A 15,477-nucleotide genomic window follows, 5' to 3' on the forward strand; every position below is an offset into this window, starting at 1 on the left:
CTGCCCCGCGCAGGTCCGCTCTGGCCAGAAAAAACCGCCGCCAGCCTCCCGGCCGACGACGGTTCAATGATCTGAATTGGTGCGAGCGGCGGGGGTCGAACCCGCAAGACCGAAGTCGGCAGATTTTAAGTCTGCTGCGTCTACCAGTTTCGCCACGCTCGCCTTGTGAGGCCCTACGGCTTGGCCGGTGTAGCCGCCGAACGCAGGGCGCGGAAGTCCACATCGGAATCGGCGATCAGACGCACCAGGGCGGCCCAGGCGGCGACGTTCTGGGTCATCTGCGCCGGGTCGATCTTGTCCAGGGTGTCGTCGGCCGTGTGGTGCAGGTCGAAGTAGCGCGTGCCGTCCTGGGGCAGACCGAAGACCGGCACGCCCGCCCCGGCCAGCGGACCGATGTCCACGCCGCCGTGCAGCTCCGGCTCGCTCGACGGCAGGACGCCGATCGGACGCAGCACCCGCGCGGCGATCCTGGCGAAGTCCGAGCCTTGCGCGCCCGGCGGTGTCTTCAGGGCATAGATGCGGTCGGCGCCGAAATCGCTCTCGCCCGCGATGATGTGCTTCTCGACGCCCGCCGCGCCGATGTTGCGCAGGTAGGCGCCGCCGCCGTTGCCGGTGTCGGTCGGCTGCGCCACCTCTTCCGAGCCGTAGAGGACCACGCGCACGGTGCGGCCGGGACGGCCCTGCTCGGCGATCAGCTTGGCCGCCGCCAGGGTGATGGCGCCGCCCGCCGCATCGTCGATGGCGCCCGTGCCGAGGTCCCAGCTGTCCATGTGCGAACCCAGGACGATGATCTCGTCCGGGCGCGTCGCGCCGACGATGTCACCGATCACATTCTGGCTGTGCGTCTGATAGGTGTGGGCGGTGGATTTCAGACGCAGCCGCACCGGCTCGCCCATCTCCACCAGTCGCGCGATCTGGTCGGCGTCAGGCGCGCTGAGAGCGAAGGCCGGCAGCGGCACCTTGCCCTCGACATAGCGAGTGGTGCCGGTGTGCGGCATGCGGTGTTCGTCCGAACCGGCCGAGCGCATGACAAAGGCCACAGCGCCGCGCTTGGCGGCCTCGGTCGGGCCGACCCCGCGAATGCGCGACAGCGAGCCATAGCCCGAACCGTCCTGCATCCGCACCATCTGACCGCCGTCCACCACGGCGATCTTGCCGGTCAGCGCGCCGGCCGGCGCGGCCAGCAAGGCGTCCAGACCGTCGAAGAAGACGATGTCGGCCTCAATGCCGTTGGCAGGCGTGGCGATGGAATGGCCCAGAGCGGCGGCGACCAGCTTCTGCGGGCGCGCGCCCATCAGTTCGGCGCTCTCCTCGCCCCGCTCCCAGCCCACCAGGGGGAACTGCTCGATGCGGACGTTCTGGAAGCCGTGGGCGCGCATATAGTCGGCGGCCCAGTCGGCGGCCGCCTGCTCCGAGCGTGAGCCCGCCGGGCGGGCGCCGAAGCGGGTGGTGATCTGGGTGACGTAGTCGAGGGCGATGTTGGCTTGCAGCGCCTGATCGCGCACCTGTTCGGCGGCGCGAATGGTTGCGGCGTCCTGCGCCAAAACCGGCGTGGCGATCAGACCGAGCGCGATTGCGCTGGCGGCCATCAGACGGGCGTTGAACGACATGGAGCGCCTCCCAGACTCACAAAGAGGCGGCACGTTAGCGGGTGGGACCTGCGACCGAAAGCCTCAGGTCCCCGCCAAAATCACTCGCCCTTGAGGAAGGGCTCGACCGGGCCTTGCAGCTTGACGGTCAGGGCCTTGCCGCGACGGTCGACGCGGTTGCCGACGGCCAGACGGACCCAGCCTTCCGAGACGCAGTATTCCTCGACGTTGGTCTTTTCCTCGCCCTTGAAGCGGATGCCCACGCCGCGCATCAGCAGATCGGCGTCGTGGAAGGGGCTGTCGGGATCGACCGAAAGGCGGTCAGGCAGGACGTCGGACATGGGATGGTCTCGCGAAAATCGAAGCGCGCTGAATAGACGTGCGCGACCGCTATGCCAACCGCGCGTTCGTTGTCGCCCCTACTGGACTGACTGACGGGCCGGGGCCGCCGCCTCGCCCGCCGGGGCGTAGGGACGCGGCCCAGCTTCGGCTGGGGCCGTGGTCGCCGCGGCAGGGCGGGCCGCCGGGCGCTGGGCCGGGCGTTGGGCGGCGGGACGCGGGGCTGGACGGCGCGCGGGCTGGGCCGTCGGTTGGGCGGCGGGGGTCGCCGCCGGATTTGCGGTCGCCGGGGCCGCCGTGCGCGTCGGCGCGGGCGCGGGCGTGGCGGCCGGCGCCGCAGCCGGGGTCGTCGCGGGCGTTGCGCCCGCCGTGGCGGCGGCGGCGCGGGCGGCGAACTGCTGGGCCTGGAAGCGCTTGGCCAGCTTCTCGGTCAGTTCGCGCGCGCCGGCGGGCGGCATCTGAGCCATGATGGCGGCCAGGGTCCGGGGCCGCATGGCGGCGGCGACCGGCAGGCGCACGCTGTCGTCCAGGGTGTTGAAGACAGCCGCCGCCTCCTTGGGCCGCATGGCGGAATAGACGGCGACCAGACGGTCGGTCTCGGCCTTTTCCTTCTCGTCCACCTGGCCCACCAGGGTCGCGATCTCGCCCTTGAGAGCTTCCAGCGCCTGCAGCTTGGCGTCCAGCTTCTGCTCGGCGGCGACCATCAGCGGCAGGGTGGTGGCGAAATCGGCGTCGCGCGCGTCCAGGGCGTCGCGGCGCTTGGACAGGGACTGGATGATCCGCAGCTCTGCCGGCGAAATCCCCGCCTGCTGGGCCAGCTGTTCCGGCGTCAGGGCGCAGACGGCGGGCGCGGGCTTAGCGGCGGCGGTGCCCCCCTCGCCCGGCGTCTCGGCGGTGACAGCTTCCTGAGCCCAGGCCGTCGCGCCCTGGAACAGCTCCGGCGCCACGCCCGCTGCGCGCACGGCCACGACCCCGCCGATGGCGATGGCGATCAAGGGCAGAAGGCGGGGCAACTTGCTCATCGGTCAACTCGGGTCGTCGGCGCCCTCAAGTCGTCCGTCGCCGCGCGTCGGACATAGGGCAAGAAAAATGATCCCCTCAAGTCGCCCGAGGCCGCGCCTCGGACATAGGGGCTCTTAGAATCAAGCAGCGAAAAGATCTTCGTCCAGGCTACGACGGGCGCGGTTTAGGCTCTGTTGCGCAGCATGGTTAGCGGCCAGGGCCTGACGCACCGGGGCGAAGGCCTCGGTCGGGGTCGCGGCCGTCGCGGCGGCGGCGGGACGAGCCGGCGGGGTCTTCATGGCGGCGCGCGCGCCCTCGACCCGTTCCATCAGCGAGGCCATGCGGCGAGCGCGAGCTTCGTCATCCAGCAGGGGCGCGACCTGCGACGTGGGGGTGTTCAGTTCCAGCACCGGCTCCTCGCGCATCTCGACCTGGGGCGCCGCCGACCGGGCGGGCAGACCCGCCGGCGCACGGGCGATCAGCACCTCCAGTTCCTGCTTCACGGCGCGGGCCTTGATGATGCGATCGTGCAGCAGGTCCGTCTCATGACCCGAGGCGCGCAGCGTCGCCAGGGCCTGTTCGGCGCGACCCGCGGCCGCGTTCAGCTCGGTCACGGCGCCGGCGAAGGCCAGTTGGCCGTCGCGCAGGGCCTTGAGCTTCTTCTCCAGCTTGATGCCGTAGCCGATGGCCGCGACCAGCAGCAGCATGAGGATGGAATCGAGAATGATGCCGGTCATGTCAGCGTTTCCCTCGGCCCAGATTGGCGGCGATGTCAGGGTTGATCGGGCCTTCGACCCGCACGGCGATATGCTGGCCCTTGCGGCCCATCTTGCCGGTCGTCAGCGGGATGGAGCCCGCCCGCACCGACACCTCGGAATCCGGTGAGACATTCAGCATCAGAGTGTCGCCGACCTTGAAGTTCAGGGCCTGGGACAGGGGGATCTGCTGCTCGTCCAGCACGCAGCGGACCTCGGTTTCCGTGGTCCACAGCTCGGTGGCCAAGTGGCCTTCCCAGATGTTATCGCGGCCGAACTTCTCGCCCATGAACTGCTGCAACAGCATCTTGCGGATGGGCTCCAGCGTCGAATAGGGCAGCAGCAGCTCCACCCGACCGCCGCGGTCTTCCATGTCGATGCGCAGCTTCACCAGGATGGCGGCGTTGGCCGGGCGCGCGATGGCGGCGAAACGCGGATTGGTCTCCAGCCGGTCCAGGGTGAAATGCACCGGGGTCAGCGGTTCAAACGCCTGACGCGCGTCATTCAGGATGACCTCGACCATCCGCTGCACCAGCACCCGCTCGATAGTGGTGTAGGGCCGCCCCTCGATACGCAGCGCCGCCGTGCCGCGACGCCCGCCCAGCAGGACATCGACGATCGAGTAGATCAGATTGCTGTCGACCGTCAGCAGGCCATAGTTGTCCAGCTCCTCGGCCCGGAACACCGCCAGGATGGCCGGCAGCGGGATCGAGTTCAGATAGTCGCCAAAGCGGATCGAGCTGATGGTGTCGAGCGAGACCTCGACATTGTCCGAGGTGAAGTTGCGCAAGGACGTCGTCATCAACCGCACCAGGCGGTCGAAGACGATCTCGAGCATCGGCAGACGCTCGTAGGACACCAGGGCCGAATTGATGATGGCGCGGATGCCGCTCCGTTCGGAGTCGTCGCCGTCGCCCATGTCGAAGCCCAGCAGGCTGTCGATCTCGTCCTGGTTCAGCACGCGCTCGGACAGAGCCGCGCCCATGTCGGCTTCGCCGCCGAAGGGGTCCAGTTCGTTTTCGGCCGTCAGGGTGTCGGTCATGCCTAGGACACCAGCATTTCTTCGATCAGCACCGCATCAACCTTGCCGGGAGCGGCGATCAGGTTGACCCGGCGCAGGATCTCGGCGCGCAGTTGATAGGAACCGGCCGAACCGGCCAGATCCTCGGGACGCAGTTCGCGTAAGAAGCCCTGGAACATGTCCTGCATCCGCGGCGTCTCGCCCTGCAGATGGGTCGCCAGCTCGGCGTCCTTCATCTCCAGCGTCAGCTTCAGTTTGAGATAGGTGGGGCGGCCGTCGGGCGACTGAATGTTCACGATCATGTCGGGCAGGGTGTAGAAGGTCACGCCGTCGGGGCCGGCCGCGATCGTACCCGCCGCCGGATCGGCCTCGCCTTCCTTGCCGCCGCCGTGGTCCCCGCCCTTCTTGGCTTTTTCGTCCTTCTTGGCCGGCTCTGCATGCTCGGCGCCCGCTTCGGCCTCGGCCGACTTGGGCTTCATCAGCAGGAAGGCCGCCGCCCCGCCGCCGCCCAGCACGACCAGGGCCGCCGGAATGATGATGAACAGCAGGGGCAGCTTCTTCTTGGCGGGTGCGCCCTCGCCGCCTTCGCCGTCCGACACGGCGGGCAGGTTGGCGTCATCGCCGGCCGGCGCCGCGTCTTTCTTCTTGCCCAGCTTCAGCTTCAGCATCCGCACGTCGCCCCGATCCTCACAGACTTCCTGATGCGGCGATTTTGGTTAACGAGGCGTTTACGATCGGCAAATCCTGCCGGGCGCCGAAAGCGCCAGATCGGCTCAAATCCTTGCTGCGCCTGGATTAACCCTGTTGGCACGGTCGTTGCGACGAGATCGGCGAAGGAGCCGCACTCGTGGAAAACGCCGCCTACATCGGATTGTCCCGTCAGATGACGCTTCGCCGCGAGCTCGACATCGTGGCGAACAATGTCGCCAACGCCGACACCACCGGGTTCAAGGTCGAACAGCTGATGGTCGGGACCGAGGTCGGTCAGCGCGCCCGCAACGACAACATCCGCCCCTCGGCCAGCTTCGTGCTGGACAAGGGCGTGGGCCGCGACTTCGGCCAGGGTTCGATGAAGCAGACCGGCCGCCCCCTGGACTTCGGCATCGAGGGCGAAGGCGCCTTCTTCGCGGTCCAGACCGCGACGGGCCAGGCCTATACTCGCGACGGCGCCTTCACGACCAACGCCGAAGGCGTGCTGATGACCAAGCAGGGCCAGCCGGTCCTGGGCGACGGCGGCCCCATCACCCTCGACCCCGAGCTCGGCCCCGTCACCGTCGGCCCCGACGGCACCATCAGCCAGCAGGGCCAGCCGGTCGGTCGCCTGAACGCCGTCCGCTTCGACGCCCTGTCGGTGCTGCAAAAGAGCGGCGACGGCCTGTACCGCAATACCTCGAACGCCCAGCCGATCGACGCCCCGGACGTGCAGATCCGCCAGGGGATGCTGGAAGGCTCGAACGTCAACACGCTTCAGGAAATCACCAACCTGATCGAGATCAACCGCGCCTACGAGCGCGTGACCAAGATGATCGAAAACGCCAACGACCTGTCACGCCGCTCGGTCGAGCGGCTGGGCCGGGTCGGCTAGTAAGGAAGCCTGAACGATGCGCGCTCTCAGAACCGCCACCTCCGGCATGCTGGCCCAGCAGCTGAACGTTGAGGTCATCTCCAACAACATCGCCAACATGAACACGGTCGGCTTCAAGCGTCAGCGGGCCGAGTTCCAGGACCTGCTGTACCAGAACGTCGAACGCATGGGCGCGCAGTCCTCGACCCAGGGCACCGTGGTCCCCACCGGCATCCAGATCGGCGCCGGCGTCAAGGCTGGCAGTGTCTATCGCATCACCGAACAGGGCAGCCCCACCCGTTCGGGCAACCCCTATGACATCGCCATCGACGGCAAGGGCTACTTCCAGATCACCATGCCGTCGGGCGAGATCGCCTACACGCGCGCAGGCAACTTCGCCGTCAACGGCGAGGGCCAGCTAGTCACCGAAGACGGCTATGCGGTCGAACCCGCCATCACCATCCCGCAGGACGCCATCGACGTCTCGATCTCCAAGTCGGGCCAGGTCCAGGTCACGACCCAGGGCCAGGCCGCGCCGCAGGTGGTGGGCCAGCTGGAGTTAGCGACCTTCTTCAACGAGGCGGGGCTGGAAGCCATCGGCGACAACCTGCTGCTGGAAACCGCCGCCTCGGGCGCGGCCACCATCGGCGCCCCGAACGAGGTCGGCTTCGGCCATCTGCTGCAGGGCTATACCGAGGCCTCCAACGTCGACGCCGTCAGCGAGATCACCAATCTGATCGTGGCCCAGCGCGCCTATGAGATGAACTCCAAGGTCATCACCACCGCCGACGAAATGCTGTCCGTCTCGGCCCAAGTGAAGAGCTAAGGGAAGAGTTAAGCCATGAAGCGCGCCCTTGTCCTCGCCGCCGCTCTCTCCGCCCTGGCCGCCCCGGCCCTGGCCGGTCCGGTCAGCCTGCTGCCCGACCCCGTCGACGACGACGGCCGCGTCACCCTGGGCGAGCTGTTCGACGATGCGGGCGCCGCCGCCCATGTCGTAGTCGGTCAGCGTCTCGGCGCCACCGCCGTCTTCGAGGCCAGCCAGATCCAGGCCGCCGCCCGCCGCGCCGGTCTGGACTGGGCCAACCCCCAGGGCCTGCGCCGCATCGTTGTCCGCGAAGGCGGCGCAGCGCCGGCAGAGGCCTCCGCCCGTCCGGCGGCCGCCACCGTGGCTTCGCGTCCCGGCGCCACGGTCGAGGTTCTGACCTACGCCCGCAGCCTGGCCGCCGGCGACATCATCCAGCCGGCCGACGTGGTCTGGTCCACGGTTCAAGCCCATCAGGCTCCCGCCGGCGGTCCGCAGGACGCCGATCAGGTCGTCGGTCTGTCGGCCAAGCGCGCCCTGCGCGCCGGCGCCGCCGTGACCAGCCGCGACCTGGCCTCGCCCCAGGTCATCGCCCGCAACGACATGGTCGAGGTCGCCTATATCGCCGGCGGCGTCGAGCTGACCGTCACCGGCAAGGCGACCCGCAACGCCTCGGCGGGCGAGGCCGTGCCCATCCTGAACGTCCAATCGGGCCGCACCATCGACGCCGTGGCCATCGCACCCGGCCGCGCCGTCGCCGGTCCCGCCGCCCAGATGGCCCGCGCTAATCCGCAACAGTTCGCCGCTCGTTGAGAGATCCCGTCATGCGTAAAGTCCTGATCCTCGCCGCCGCCGCTTCCGCCTTGGCCCTGGGCGCCTGCTCGACCATCACGGAAACGGTCAAGGGGCCGGAACTGGCCCCGGTCGCCTATCCCGCCGCCCTCGTTCCTGTCGAACAGGCCTACCTGCCGCCCCCGACCCCGGCCTCGGCCAACAGTCTGTGGCGCACCGGCGCCCGCAGCTTCTTCGGCGATCAGCGCGCCCGCCGGGTCGGCGACATCCTGACCGTCAACATCGACATCAACGACCGCGCCCAGACCCAGAACTCGACCCAGCGCGCCCGCAGCAACGCCATCTCGGGCGGCGTCACCAACTTCTTCGGCCTGGAAAACAGCCTGGGCCGCGCCTTCCCCGGCGGCTTCGACCCCGCCAAGATGGTCGGCACCGAGGGCGAGTCCAACGCCTCGGGCTCGGGCAGCGTCAACCGCTCGGAGCGCGTCAACCTGACCGTGGCCGCCGTCGTCACCGCCGTCATGCCCAATGGCAACATGGTCATCCAGGGTCGGCAAGAAGTGCGCACCAACCGCGAGGTGCGCGAACTGACCGTCGCCGGCATCGTGCGGCCCGAGGACATCTCCTCGGCCAACACCATCGCCCACACCCAGATCGCCGAGGCCCGCATCAGCTACGGCGGGCGCGGCGACATCAGCCGGATGCAGGCGGCGCCCGCAGCCCAGAACCTGGTGGAACGCTTCAGCCCCTTCTGACCGCCGTTCGACGAGCGTGCTTTTCCGGTGACTCGTCGTCACGAAGTCGCTTTCGGTCAAGCGGAGCGGTGAACCGTTAACAAGCGACCCGCGTTTGCTCTGTCGAACGCGAGTGATTTGTAATGTTGAAGTCCCTGCTTCCCGCCGCCGCCGCCCTGGGTTTCGTCGCTCTGGCCGGGCAGGCCATGACCACCGCCCCCGCCGCCCCCGGCGAGGGCGCGCCGGGCTGGCATCTGCTGCACGAGGGGCCGATGGCCAAGCTGGCCTATGGCCTGGCGGATTCCGATCAGGTGGCCCTGATGCTGACCTGCTCGCCCGGCGACCGCACCGCTGTCGTCTATGGCGACGCCCAGCCGCGCAGCGCCGCCCTGACGCCCGCCGCCGCAGGACCGCAGCCGATCGACCCTCTGTCAGACGGCGAAGCCTATGAGTCCCGCCTGCCCCTGACCGACGCGGCCCTGACCGGCCTGGCGCGCGGCGGCCGCATGGCCGTCCAGACCGAGGCCGGCGACCAGCAAATTCGCGCCAGCCGCGCCGAGCGTCGCATGGTCCAGAGCTTCCTCGGCTATTGCGCTTCCAGCCGCGCCTGATCAAAGTCCCCGCGAACCTTTCAGCGGGGGCTGAACCATGACCGCCTTACTCGGGCTCGCCCAAGCCATGGCCCTGGCCCTGACGTTTCAGACCGCGCCAGCGCCGACCGAAGCCTGGACCTGGACCCTCTACGCCGACAACGGTCCTCTGGTCCTGGCCAATGAGATTCCCGACACTTCGCGCCTGCGTTCGACCCTCGAGTGCGCGCCAGGGTCGAGCATCGTGCGTCTGACCCTCTATGACGCCGCCCCCGCCCAAGGCATCGCCGTCATCACCTCGGGCGCCGTTTCCGCCAACGCCGAGATCCAACCTCGACGCGGGCGGTTCCAGACCATGCTGCGCGCGGATCATCCCGTATTCGCCGCCTTCCTGGCCAGCGGAAATCTCGACGTCGCTGTTGGCGAGCAAGCGTCGCCGGTAGAGATCGACCGGGCGAATCTGTCCAAGCTGCGCCGGTTCGCTGAACTCTGCACCGGCTAGGATTTCCCATGCGTCGCGTCCTCTGGCTCGCCCCGGCCCTCGCATTGCTTTCGCTTGGCGCCTGCGCCCCGACCTTGAAGACGGAGCTGGCCAGCGCCTCCCGCGGCGCGCCCCTCGCCACGCCGGGCTACGATTGGCATCTGAATGAGGATGCCGAGGAAGCCAGCCTGTCCTACGGCATGGCCGAGACCGACGACGTGCCGCTGGACCTCTCGTGCCGCCCCGGCTCGGGCGCCCTGCAAATCCTGCAGACCGTCGCCGAGAACCATCCCAGGGTCATCGCCCTGGAATCCGGCGGCGCTGCCGAGACCTATCCCGCCAAGGCCGAACCGTCCGCCATGCACGAAGGTCTGGACCTGACCGCAGTAGCCCGCCCCACAGACCCGGTCTTCCTGCGCTTCCGCAAGCTCGGCTGGCTGGCGACCTACGGCCCCGACTATCGCACCCCCTTGGTGGCCCAGCAGGGGTCGGACCAGAACATCGACCGCTTCTTCGCCCTCTGCGGCTGAAGTCCGCCGACACAGCTTGACCGTCAGCGCCTGCGCCTGTCTGCTCCCCCCGCTTGAGGGAGGACAATATGGACAAGCGATTTCTGATCGGGACGGCCCTGGCTGCATTTTTGGCGACGACGCCGGCTCTGGCCCAAAACGCGCCCGCCCATCCTGCGACGGCGAGCGCGCCGGCCTCAACTGAACTGACGACGGTCCTGGCCGACTACGAGGCCTATCTGCGCCGCGTCGATCCCATCAGCTCGGGACTGGAAGGCGACCGCGAGGCCCTGTCGCGCCTGCCCGATCCCAGCCGCGCTGGTGATCTGGCTCGCCAGGCCCCGCTCCAGGCCCTCCTGACGCGGCTGGACGCCATCGCTCCGGCGAACCTGGACGCCGACGGTCGCCTGAACCACGCCTTCAGCCGCTATTTGATCGATCGTGAGTTGCAGCGGATCGCTCTGGACCCGTCGCGTCTGGCCTTCGATTCCGAGGGCGGCCCCGGCCAGACCCTGTCCTACCTCGCCGGCTCGACCCGCATCGCCGGCCGCGCCGACGCCGAGGCCTGGATCGCCCGGCTGGAAGCCGCCCCCGCCTATTATGACGCCGGGATCGCCAACGCCCGACGCGGCCTGTCCACCGGCCTTCTGCAAGCCCGGTCCGTGGTCGAGAGCGCCTTGGGTCAGGCCCAGCGCGACGTGGCGGCCAACCCGGGCGGCGACGTCCTGATGAAGCCCTTCGCCGCCCTGCCCGCCAACATCCCGGCGGCGGATCAGGCCGCCCTGCGCGCCCGCGCCCAGGCCCTGATCGACGGCCCCATCACCGCCCGCCGTCAGGCCTGGCTGGCCATGCTGCGCGACGACTACCTGCCCAAGGCGCCGAGCGAGCCGGGCATGGTCCACCGCCCCGGCGGCCAGGACCTCTACGCCTTCCTGGTGCGCAGCGACACGACCACCGACCTGACCCCGGATCAGGTGCATCAGATCGGCCAGGCAGAGGTCGCCCGCATCCGCGCCCGGATGCAGGACGAGATGCGCGCGGCCGGCTGGACCGGCGACTTCGCCGGCTTCCTCCACTTCCTGCGCACCGATCCGCAGTTCTACGCCACCAGCCGCGAGCAACTGCTGGAAAAGGCCTCCGAGATCGCCAAGCGCGCCGACGACGGCCTGCCTGCCCTGTTCGGCACCCTGCCGCGCCTGCCCTATGGTGTGCGCCCCGTCCCGCGCGAGATCGAAGAGACCTACACCACCGGCCGCTACAACGCCGGCTCGATGCAGAACGGCGTGGCTGGCGGCTATATCGTCAACACGTCCAAGCTGGACCAGCGCCCCCTCTATGAACTGCCGGCCCTGACGGTCCACGAGGCCGTCCCCGGCCACCACCTGCAGATCGCCCTGCAACAGGAGGCGGCGGATCAGCCCTACTACCGTCGCGGGGCCGACGTGACGGCCTTCATCGAGGGTTGGGGCCTCTATTCCGAGTTCCTGGGCGAGGAGATGGGCATCTATCGCAACCCCTATGAGCGCTTCGGCCGCCTCAGCTACGAGATGTGGCGCGCCTGTCGTCTGGTGGCCGACACCGGCCTGCATTGGCTAGGCTGGAGCACCGAACAGGCCCGCGCCTGCTTCCGCGACAACTCGGCCCTCGCCCCGCACAATATCGAAACCGAGTTGCAGCGCTATATCGGCTGGCCGGGTCAGGCCACGGCCTACAAGATCGGCGAAATCCGTCTGCGTCAGATCCGCCAGAAGGCCGAGCGTGAACTGGGCGACCGCTTCAACGTCCGTACCTTCCACGACGCCCTGCTGGTCGACGGCCCCCTGCCGCTCGACCTCCTCGACGCCCGCATGGACCGCTGGATCGCCGAGCAGAAGGCGAAGTGAAGCGTTTTCCTTCCCACTCGTGGGGAGGGGGACCGCGTAGCGGTGGAGGGGCTTCGCACGTCAAAGCAGCCCCTCCGTCACGGCGCTGCGCGCCGCGCCACCTCCCCATCGCTCCGCGCCAGGGAGGAGCGCATCTCCACCTCTAAAGTCCCAGTTCCGTCCGCGCCTTCTTCGTCAGCTTGCCGACGATGATGGCGTGGGCGGACCGGATATGGTCCGCCAGCTCTTCGTCCGCCCAGTCATTGATCTGCGGCAGGTTCACCCACTTGGCGCGCGCCATATAGGGGGCAGGCCGCGCATGGCCGCTCTCGGTCAGCACCTCATAGGCGATGTCCGAGACCTTGAATGACACCCCGCCGCTCGCCCCCACCATGACGAACATCTTGCCGCCGACCTTGTAGGCGTCATGGTCGTCGCCAAACGGATGGTCCAGCGTCGTCCCCGGCAGCGCCAGACAAACCTTGCCTACCCCCGCCCGGTCCATCAGGCGTCGATCCCGATGCCGATCGGGCAAACCACCCCGGTCCCGCCGATGCCGCAATATCCGGCCGGATTCTTGGCCAGATAGCCCTGGTGATACTCCTCGGCGAAGTAATACGGCCCCGCCGGTCTGATCTCGGTCGTGATCGTCCCCTTGCCCGCTGCGCTCAGCGCCGTCTGATAGGCGTCGCGCGAGGTTTCGGCCTCCGCCTGCTGCGCGTCGTTCAGCGTATAGACAGCAGAGCGGTACTGTGTGCCCTGGTCATTGCCCTGACGCATCCCCTGGGTCGGGTCATGATTCTCCCAGAAGGCCTTCAGCAGATCGGCGTAGGAAACGACCTGCGGATCGAACACCACCTGCACCACCTCGGTGTGGCCCGTTCGGCCCGAACAGACCTCTTCATAGGTCGGATTGGGCGTGATCCCGCCCGCATAGCCCGCCGACGTCACCCAGACGCCGGGCAGCGACCAGAACACCCGCTCCACGCCCCAGAAACAGCCCATGCCGAACACCGCCGTCTCGAACCCTTCCGGGTGCGGCCCCTTCAGGGCGTGACCCAGGACGAAATGAGTCGCATCGGTCGCCAGCGGCGTCTCGCGCCCCGGCAGAGCCGTCTCGAGGGTAGGCAGTTCGGACGCTTTCTGGAGCAACATCAGAATTCTCGCTGAATCGGGGGCAAAATCCACTTCTCCCCATATGGGGCCTCAGACAGCGCTTGCCGAGGGGGTCAGGCTGTTCTATCAGCCTCGCTCCGCTGGAACGACCGTCCAGCGGCTACACGGCGACGTCGTGGAAACGGACAGGTGGCGGAGTGGTCGATCGCGCACGCTTGGAAAGCGTGTGTAGGTGAAAGCCTACCGAGGGTTCGAATCCCTCTCTGTCCGCCACCACCATCGTAATTTCCTTTATTTTCAGTCAGTTACCGCTCGATTTGGCTAACTTCCCTGCCGGGTTAGCCAAAGTTTGTTCGCGTTGCGTCCCGCCGATCATGGCGAAGGCGTCCTGCGCCAACAGCCGCTGATCCCGCGCCTTGGTGTAGCGCTCGACCTCCTTGGAGGTCTGGTGGCCGGTCACGGCCTTGATCTGAGCCTCGGTGCAGCCGGCGTCGGCCAGGCGGGTCGCCGCCGACTTTCTCAGGCCATGCGCCGAACGATCCGGGATGCTCGCCGCCCGGCAGGCGCCGCGGAACCAGTTGCCGAACCCGCCCGCCGTAAAGCCCATGTGCGACTGCGTGACCAAGAACAGCATCTGCCCCGCCGGAACGGTGTCGAGCGACGCCTTGAGCCTCGGATGGATCGGCAACTCCAGAAACGCCTTGGTCTTCTCCTGCCGCACCAGGATGGCCCGCCCCTGGACGTGCTGACGCCCCATCTGACGAACGTCGCCAGAGCGTTGCGCGGTGTAGAGCAGCAGATCGAACGCCAGCCGCTCTCGCGAGCCCACAGGCCAATGCGCCTCGAACCTTGCGATGTCCGCCTCGGTCCAAACCGGGAAGCCCTCGGAAGCGATCTTGAGCGGCTTGATGCCGATGGCCGGATTGTCCGGCCGCCATTGCCGCGCGATCGCGAACGCCAGCATCCAGCGCAGCACCTTGACCAGGTTGTTCGCCGCCGCCGGCGCCTTGGCCTTGCGGTCGCGCATTTTCAGAATGTGCTCGGTCTGGAGCGCGCGAACGGCGCGGTCGCCATGTTCGGTCCGAAGCCGCTCGATGATGCCGCGATAGGTCGCTTGGGTCGATTTCGACAGCTGGGTCCACTCGGCCGATCCGTAGATGGCCACCGCCAGGGCGTTTATGGTCCCGGGCAAGGTGCGCGAGGCCCCGATCTGCACCTTCGTGGTCTGTCCGCTGGCCGCTGCCTCATAGGCCGCTGCAAACTCGGGCGAACCGGGCACGCCGTGCAGATAGACCGCCTTGCGCCCTGAGCGCCGGTAGCGGAACCGCTGCTTGCCATGCCGGTCCGTGAACGAGCTCACGAACGGGAAGCCAATCACCCTAAGGCCTCGTCCCACGACTGCACCTCTGCTGCCAGATCCGGGTTCATGCGCGACGACGCCGCTGTCGCCAGATTGAGGCGCACCTCGCCGCCCGGCAACAGGTCCAGCGAGCCAAGGGCTACGCCCTTCTCCCGCAGGATGTCCATCACCCGCCGAAGTTCAGTCTTTTTCACTATTCCAGGGCGTTTCGCCAACACGCGCCTCCACTCAAAAAGCTCAGATCTGAGTAAGGCGTTAGCCAGTCGCGGCAGCGACCGACAAGAGGCTGTTTCTTGACAGCCGCGTCGAGCCAGCGAGTAAGACCGTATTGTGGGCCCACAATACATATCCTGCCTCCTAACTCCGGAAGAATGATGGAGAATGGCGCTCAGAATTGTTCTCTAATCCACGTGTCCGATTAGACACACCGATTAGCCATCACAGATCAGACCAGCGACGAAAAACACGGGCTAGCAGTCGGGCGATTGGATTAGCGAGACCTGTCTAACGAAGCCGACGCGACACCACAGAGCGCCATACGCCGTTGCGCGAAGCCAACGCCTCAGTCTCCAGGATTCTCCACGTGTCTCCAGAAGTCTCCACAAAGGCCCACACGCCTGGAGATGCCCGTCTGAGCTCGGCGGTCTTCACGGTTAGACGCGGCGACGAACGCCCGTATATCAAGGCTGGCAAACCACCATTCCATGATAGGCTGACCGCATGGATCTCTTCCCTCCCTTTGTCGCGGTGATGGCGGGCGCAGCCGTCGCCTTCTTTGGCGGCTCCTTGATTCTGAAGCTGCTCGAGAAGCGCCCGGAAAAGCCCGACTATCCGCAGGAACCCACGAACCAAGACCGCTGACGCGCCCTACTTCTCGGCCGCCTCGCCGGAGACTTTGCGCGAAGTTCGCGATATCACGAAGTTCTGGGTCGAAACGCCTTTTAGGTTCGCGAAAGCACGA

Annotated in this window: 19 protein-coding genes and 2 tRNA genes; 10 read left to right on the forward strand and 11 right to left on the reverse strand. The window is 67.8% G+C overall.

All coding sequences use genetic code 11. The features are described 5' to 3' along the window. Positions 1 to 77: 77 nt before the first annotated feature. From RTY13_RS01125 to RTY13_RS01155, 7 genes are all read right to left on the reverse strand, one after another. Positions 78 to 162, reverse strand: a tRNA-Leu gene (locus tag RTY13_RS01125). An 11-nt stretch (positions 163 to 173) separates the two neighbouring features. Next, the gene (locus RTY13_RS01130) at positions 174 to 1,610 is read right to left on the reverse strand and encodes a M28 family peptidase (protein WP_312780537.1); all 1,437 of its coding nucleotides are present in this window, start codon (positions 1,608 to 1,610) and stop codon (positions 174 to 176) included. An 80-nt stretch (positions 1,611 to 1,690) separates the two neighbouring features. After that, complete coding sequence (locus tag RTY13_RS01135) at positions 1,691 to 1,930, reverse strand: DUF3297 family protein (protein ID WP_207825600.1); 240 nt, start codon at positions 1,928 to 1,930, stop codon at positions 1,691 to 1,693. A gap of 78 nt (positions 1,931 to 2,008) precedes the next feature. Continuing rightward, positions 2,009 to 2,950, reverse strand: a complete 942-nt coding sequence (locus tag RTY13_RS01140; RefSeq protein WP_312780539.1) for a magnesium transporter MgtE N-terminal domain-containing protein — start codon at positions 2,948 to 2,950, stop codon at positions 2,009 to 2,011. Between the two features lie 120 nt (positions 2,951 to 3,070). Then, entirely contained in the window at positions 3,071 to 3,667 is a 597-nt protein-coding gene (locus RTY13_RS01145) for a DUF6468 domain-containing protein (RefSeq protein ID WP_312780540.1), read from the reverse strand. Between the two features lies 1 nt (position 3,668). After that, on the reverse strand, positions 3,669 to 4,670 hold the full coding sequence (fliM, locus tag RTY13_RS01150) for a flagellar motor switch protein FliM (RefSeq protein WP_312781758.1): 1,002 nt from the start codon (positions 4,668 to 4,670) through the stop codon (positions 3,669 to 3,671). Positions 4,671 to 4,729: 59 nt separating this feature from the next. Continuing rightward, positions 4,730 to 5,374 carry a flagellar basal body-associated FliL family protein gene (locus tag RTY13_RS01155; RefSeq protein ID WP_312781760.1) on the reverse strand — a complete coding sequence of 215 codons (645 nt, stop codon included), beginning with the start codon at positions 5,372 to 5,374 and terminating at the stop codon, positions 4,730 to 4,732. 179 nt (positions 5,375 to 5,553) lie between these two features. Here RTY13_RS01155 and flgF point away from each other — a divergent pair, with 179 nt between their 5' ends. From flgF to RTY13_RS01195, 8 genes are all read left to right on the forward strand, one after another. Further along, the gene (flgF, locus tag RTY13_RS01160) at positions 5,554 to 6,291 is read left to right on the forward strand and encodes a flagellar basal-body rod protein FlgF (RefSeq protein ID WP_312780542.1); all 738 of its coding nucleotides are present in this window, start codon (positions 5,554 to 5,556) and stop codon (positions 6,289 to 6,291) included. A gap of 16 nt (positions 6,292 to 6,307) precedes the next feature. Continuing rightward, entirely contained in the window at positions 6,308 to 7,096 is a 789-nt protein-coding gene (gene flgG, locus RTY13_RS01165) for a flagellar basal-body rod protein FlgG (RefSeq protein WP_312780544.1), read from the forward strand. A gap of 15 nt (positions 7,097 to 7,111) precedes the next feature. Beyond that, the gene (flgA, locus tag RTY13_RS01170) at positions 7,112 to 7,885 is read left to right on the forward strand and encodes a flagellar basal body P-ring formation chaperone FlgA (protein ID WP_312780546.1); all 774 of its coding nucleotides are present in this window, start codon (positions 7,112 to 7,114) and stop codon (positions 7,883 to 7,885) included. Positions 7,886 to 7,896: 11 nt separating this feature from the next. Next, complete coding sequence (flgH, locus tag RTY13_RS01175; protein WP_312780549.1) at positions 7,897 to 8,619, forward strand: flagellar basal body L-ring protein FlgH; 723 nt, start codon at positions 7,897 to 7,899, stop codon at positions 8,617 to 8,619. Between the two features lie 122 nt (positions 8,620 to 8,741). Next, entirely contained in the window at positions 8,742 to 9,209 is a 468-nt protein-coding gene (locus RTY13_RS01180) for a hypothetical protein (RefSeq protein WP_312780551.1), read from the forward strand. 37 nt (positions 9,210 to 9,246) lie between these two features. Next, complete coding sequence (locus tag RTY13_RS01185) at positions 9,247 to 9,690, forward strand: hypothetical protein (RefSeq protein WP_312780553.1); 444 nt, start codon at positions 9,247 to 9,249, stop codon at positions 9,688 to 9,690. Positions 9,691 to 9,698: 8 nt separating this feature from the next. Continuing rightward, complete coding sequence (locus RTY13_RS01190; protein ID WP_312780555.1) at positions 9,699 to 10,199, forward strand: hypothetical protein; 501 nt, start codon at positions 9,699 to 9,701, stop codon at positions 10,197 to 10,199. Positions 10,200 to 10,267: 68 nt separating this feature from the next. Further along, positions 10,268 to 12,061, forward strand: coding sequence for a DUF885 family protein (locus tag RTY13_RS01195; RefSeq protein ID WP_312780556.1), 1,794 nt, complete (start codon positions 10,268 to 10,270; stop codon positions 12,059 to 12,061). A gap of 142 nt (positions 12,062 to 12,203) precedes the next feature. On the opposite strand, the gene RTY13_RS01200 is transcribed toward RTY13_RS01195, so the two are convergent. Beyond that, positions 12,204 to 12,545: an MmcQ/YjbR family DNA-binding protein gene (locus RTY13_RS01200; RefSeq protein WP_312780557.1), complete on the reverse strand. Its 342-nt coding sequence runs from the start codon at positions 12,543 to 12,545 to the stop codon at positions 12,204 to 12,206. Continuing rightward, positions 12,545 to 13,195: a peptide-methionine (S)-S-oxide reductase MsrA gene (gene msrA, locus RTY13_RS01205; RefSeq protein WP_409450265.1), complete on the reverse strand. Its 651-nt coding sequence runs from the start codon at positions 13,193 to 13,195 to the stop codon at positions 12,545 to 12,547. The genes RTY13_RS01200 and msrA overlap by 1 nt, the downstream gene beginning before the upstream one ends. A 144-nt stretch (positions 13,196 to 13,339) precedes the next feature. On the opposite strand from msrA, the gene RTY13_RS01210 reads away from it, so the two are divergent. Then, positions 13,340 to 13,429: transfer RNA gene (locus RTY13_RS01210), tRNA-Ser, on the forward strand. Positions 13,430 to 13,457: 28 nt separating this feature from the next. On the opposite strand, the gene RTY13_RS01215 is transcribed toward RTY13_RS01210, so the two are convergent. Together RTY13_RS01215 and RTY13_RS01220 are read right to left on the reverse strand one after the other, a co-directional pair. Further along, entirely contained in the window at positions 13,458 to 14,534 is a 1,077-nt protein-coding gene (locus RTY13_RS01215) for a tyrosine-type recombinase/integrase (protein ID WP_312780558.1), read from the reverse strand. Continuing rightward, complete coding sequence (locus tag RTY13_RS01220; RefSeq protein WP_312780560.1) at positions 14,531 to 14,710, reverse strand: hypothetical protein; 180 nt, start codon at positions 14,708 to 14,710, stop codon at positions 14,531 to 14,533. Before RTY13_RS01220 ends, RTY13_RS01215 begins: the two co-directional genes overlap by 4 nt. 526 nt (positions 14,711 to 15,236) lie before the next feature. Between RTY13_RS01220 and RTY13_RS01225 the strand changes: the two genes are divergently transcribed. Next, complete coding sequence (locus RTY13_RS01225) at positions 15,237 to 15,377, forward strand: hypothetical protein (RefSeq protein ID WP_312780561.1); 141 nt, start codon at positions 15,237 to 15,239, stop codon at positions 15,375 to 15,377. The last annotated feature ends 100 nt before the right edge of the window (positions 15,378 to 15,477 follow it).

Origin of the sequence: Brevundimonas sp. (assembly GCF_032055285.1) — a bacterium.
In the GTDB taxonomy this organism is placed as follows: Bacteria; Pseudomonadota; Alphaproteobacteria; order Caulobacterales; family Caulobacteraceae; genus Brevundimonas.

Bases quoted from the DNA above. Each gene is read 5' to 3' on its own strand.
- RTY13_RS01130 (WP_312780537.1), bottom strand. From the start codon at position 1,610: ATGTCGTTCAACGCCCGTCTGATGGCCGCCAGCGCAATCGCGCTCGGT.
- RTY13_RS01135 (WP_207825600.1), bottom strand. From the start codon at position 1,930: ATGTCCGACGTCCTGCCTGACCGCCTTTCGGTCGATCCCGACAGCCCC.
- RTY13_RS01140 (WP_312780539.1), bottom strand. From the start codon at position 2,950: ATGAGCAAGTTGCCCCGCCTTCTGCCCTTGATCGCCATCGCCATCGGC.
- RTY13_RS01145 (WP_312780540.1), bottom strand. From the start codon at position 3,667: ATGACCGGCATCATTCTCGATTCCATCCTCATGCTGCTGCTGGTCGCG.
- fliM (WP_312781758.1), bottom strand. From the start codon at position 4,670: ATGGGCGCGGCTCTGTCCGAGCGCGTGCTGAACCAGGACGAGATCGAC.
- RTY13_RS01155 (WP_312781760.1), bottom strand. From the start codon at position 5,374: ATGCTGAAGCTGAAGCTGGGCAAGAAGAAAGACGCGGCGCCGGCCGGC.
- flgG (WP_312780544.1), top strand. From the start codon at position 6,308: ATGCGCGCTCTCAGAACCGCCACCTCCGGCATGCTGGCCCAGCAGCTG.
- flgA (WP_312780546.1), top strand. From the start codon at position 7,112: ATGAAGCGCGCCCTTGTCCTCGCCGCCGCTCTCTCCGCCCTGGCCGCC.
- flgH (WP_312780549.1), top strand. From the start codon at position 7,897: ATGCGTAAAGTCCTGATCCTCGCCGCCGCCGCTTCCGCCTTGGCCCTG.
- RTY13_RS01180 (WP_312780551.1), top strand. From the start codon at position 8,742: ATGTTGAAGTCCCTGCTTCCCGCCGCCGCCGCCCTGGGTTTCGTCGCT.
- RTY13_RS01185 (WP_312780553.1), top strand. From the start codon at position 9,247: ATGACCGCCTTACTCGGGCTCGCCCAAGCCATGGCCCTGGCCCTGACG.
- RTY13_RS01190 (WP_312780555.1), top strand. From the start codon at position 9,699: ATGCGTCGCGTCCTCTGGCTCGCCCCGGCCCTCGCATTGCTTTCGCTT.
- RTY13_RS01195 (WP_312780556.1), top strand. From the start codon at position 10,268: ATGGACAAGCGATTTCTGATCGGGACGGCCCTGGCTGCATTTTTGGCG.
- RTY13_RS01200 (WP_312780557.1), bottom strand. From the start codon at position 12,545: ATGGACCGGGCGGGGGTAGGCAAGGTTTGTCTGGCGCTGCCGGGGACG.
- msrA (WP_409450265.1), bottom strand. From the start codon at position 13,195: ATGTTGCTCCAGAAAGCGTCCGAACTGCCTACCCTCGAGACGGCTCTG.
- RTY13_RS01225 (WP_312780561.1), top strand. From the start codon at position 15,237: ATGGATCTCTTCCCTCCCTTTGTCGCGGTGATGGCGGGCGCAGCCGTC.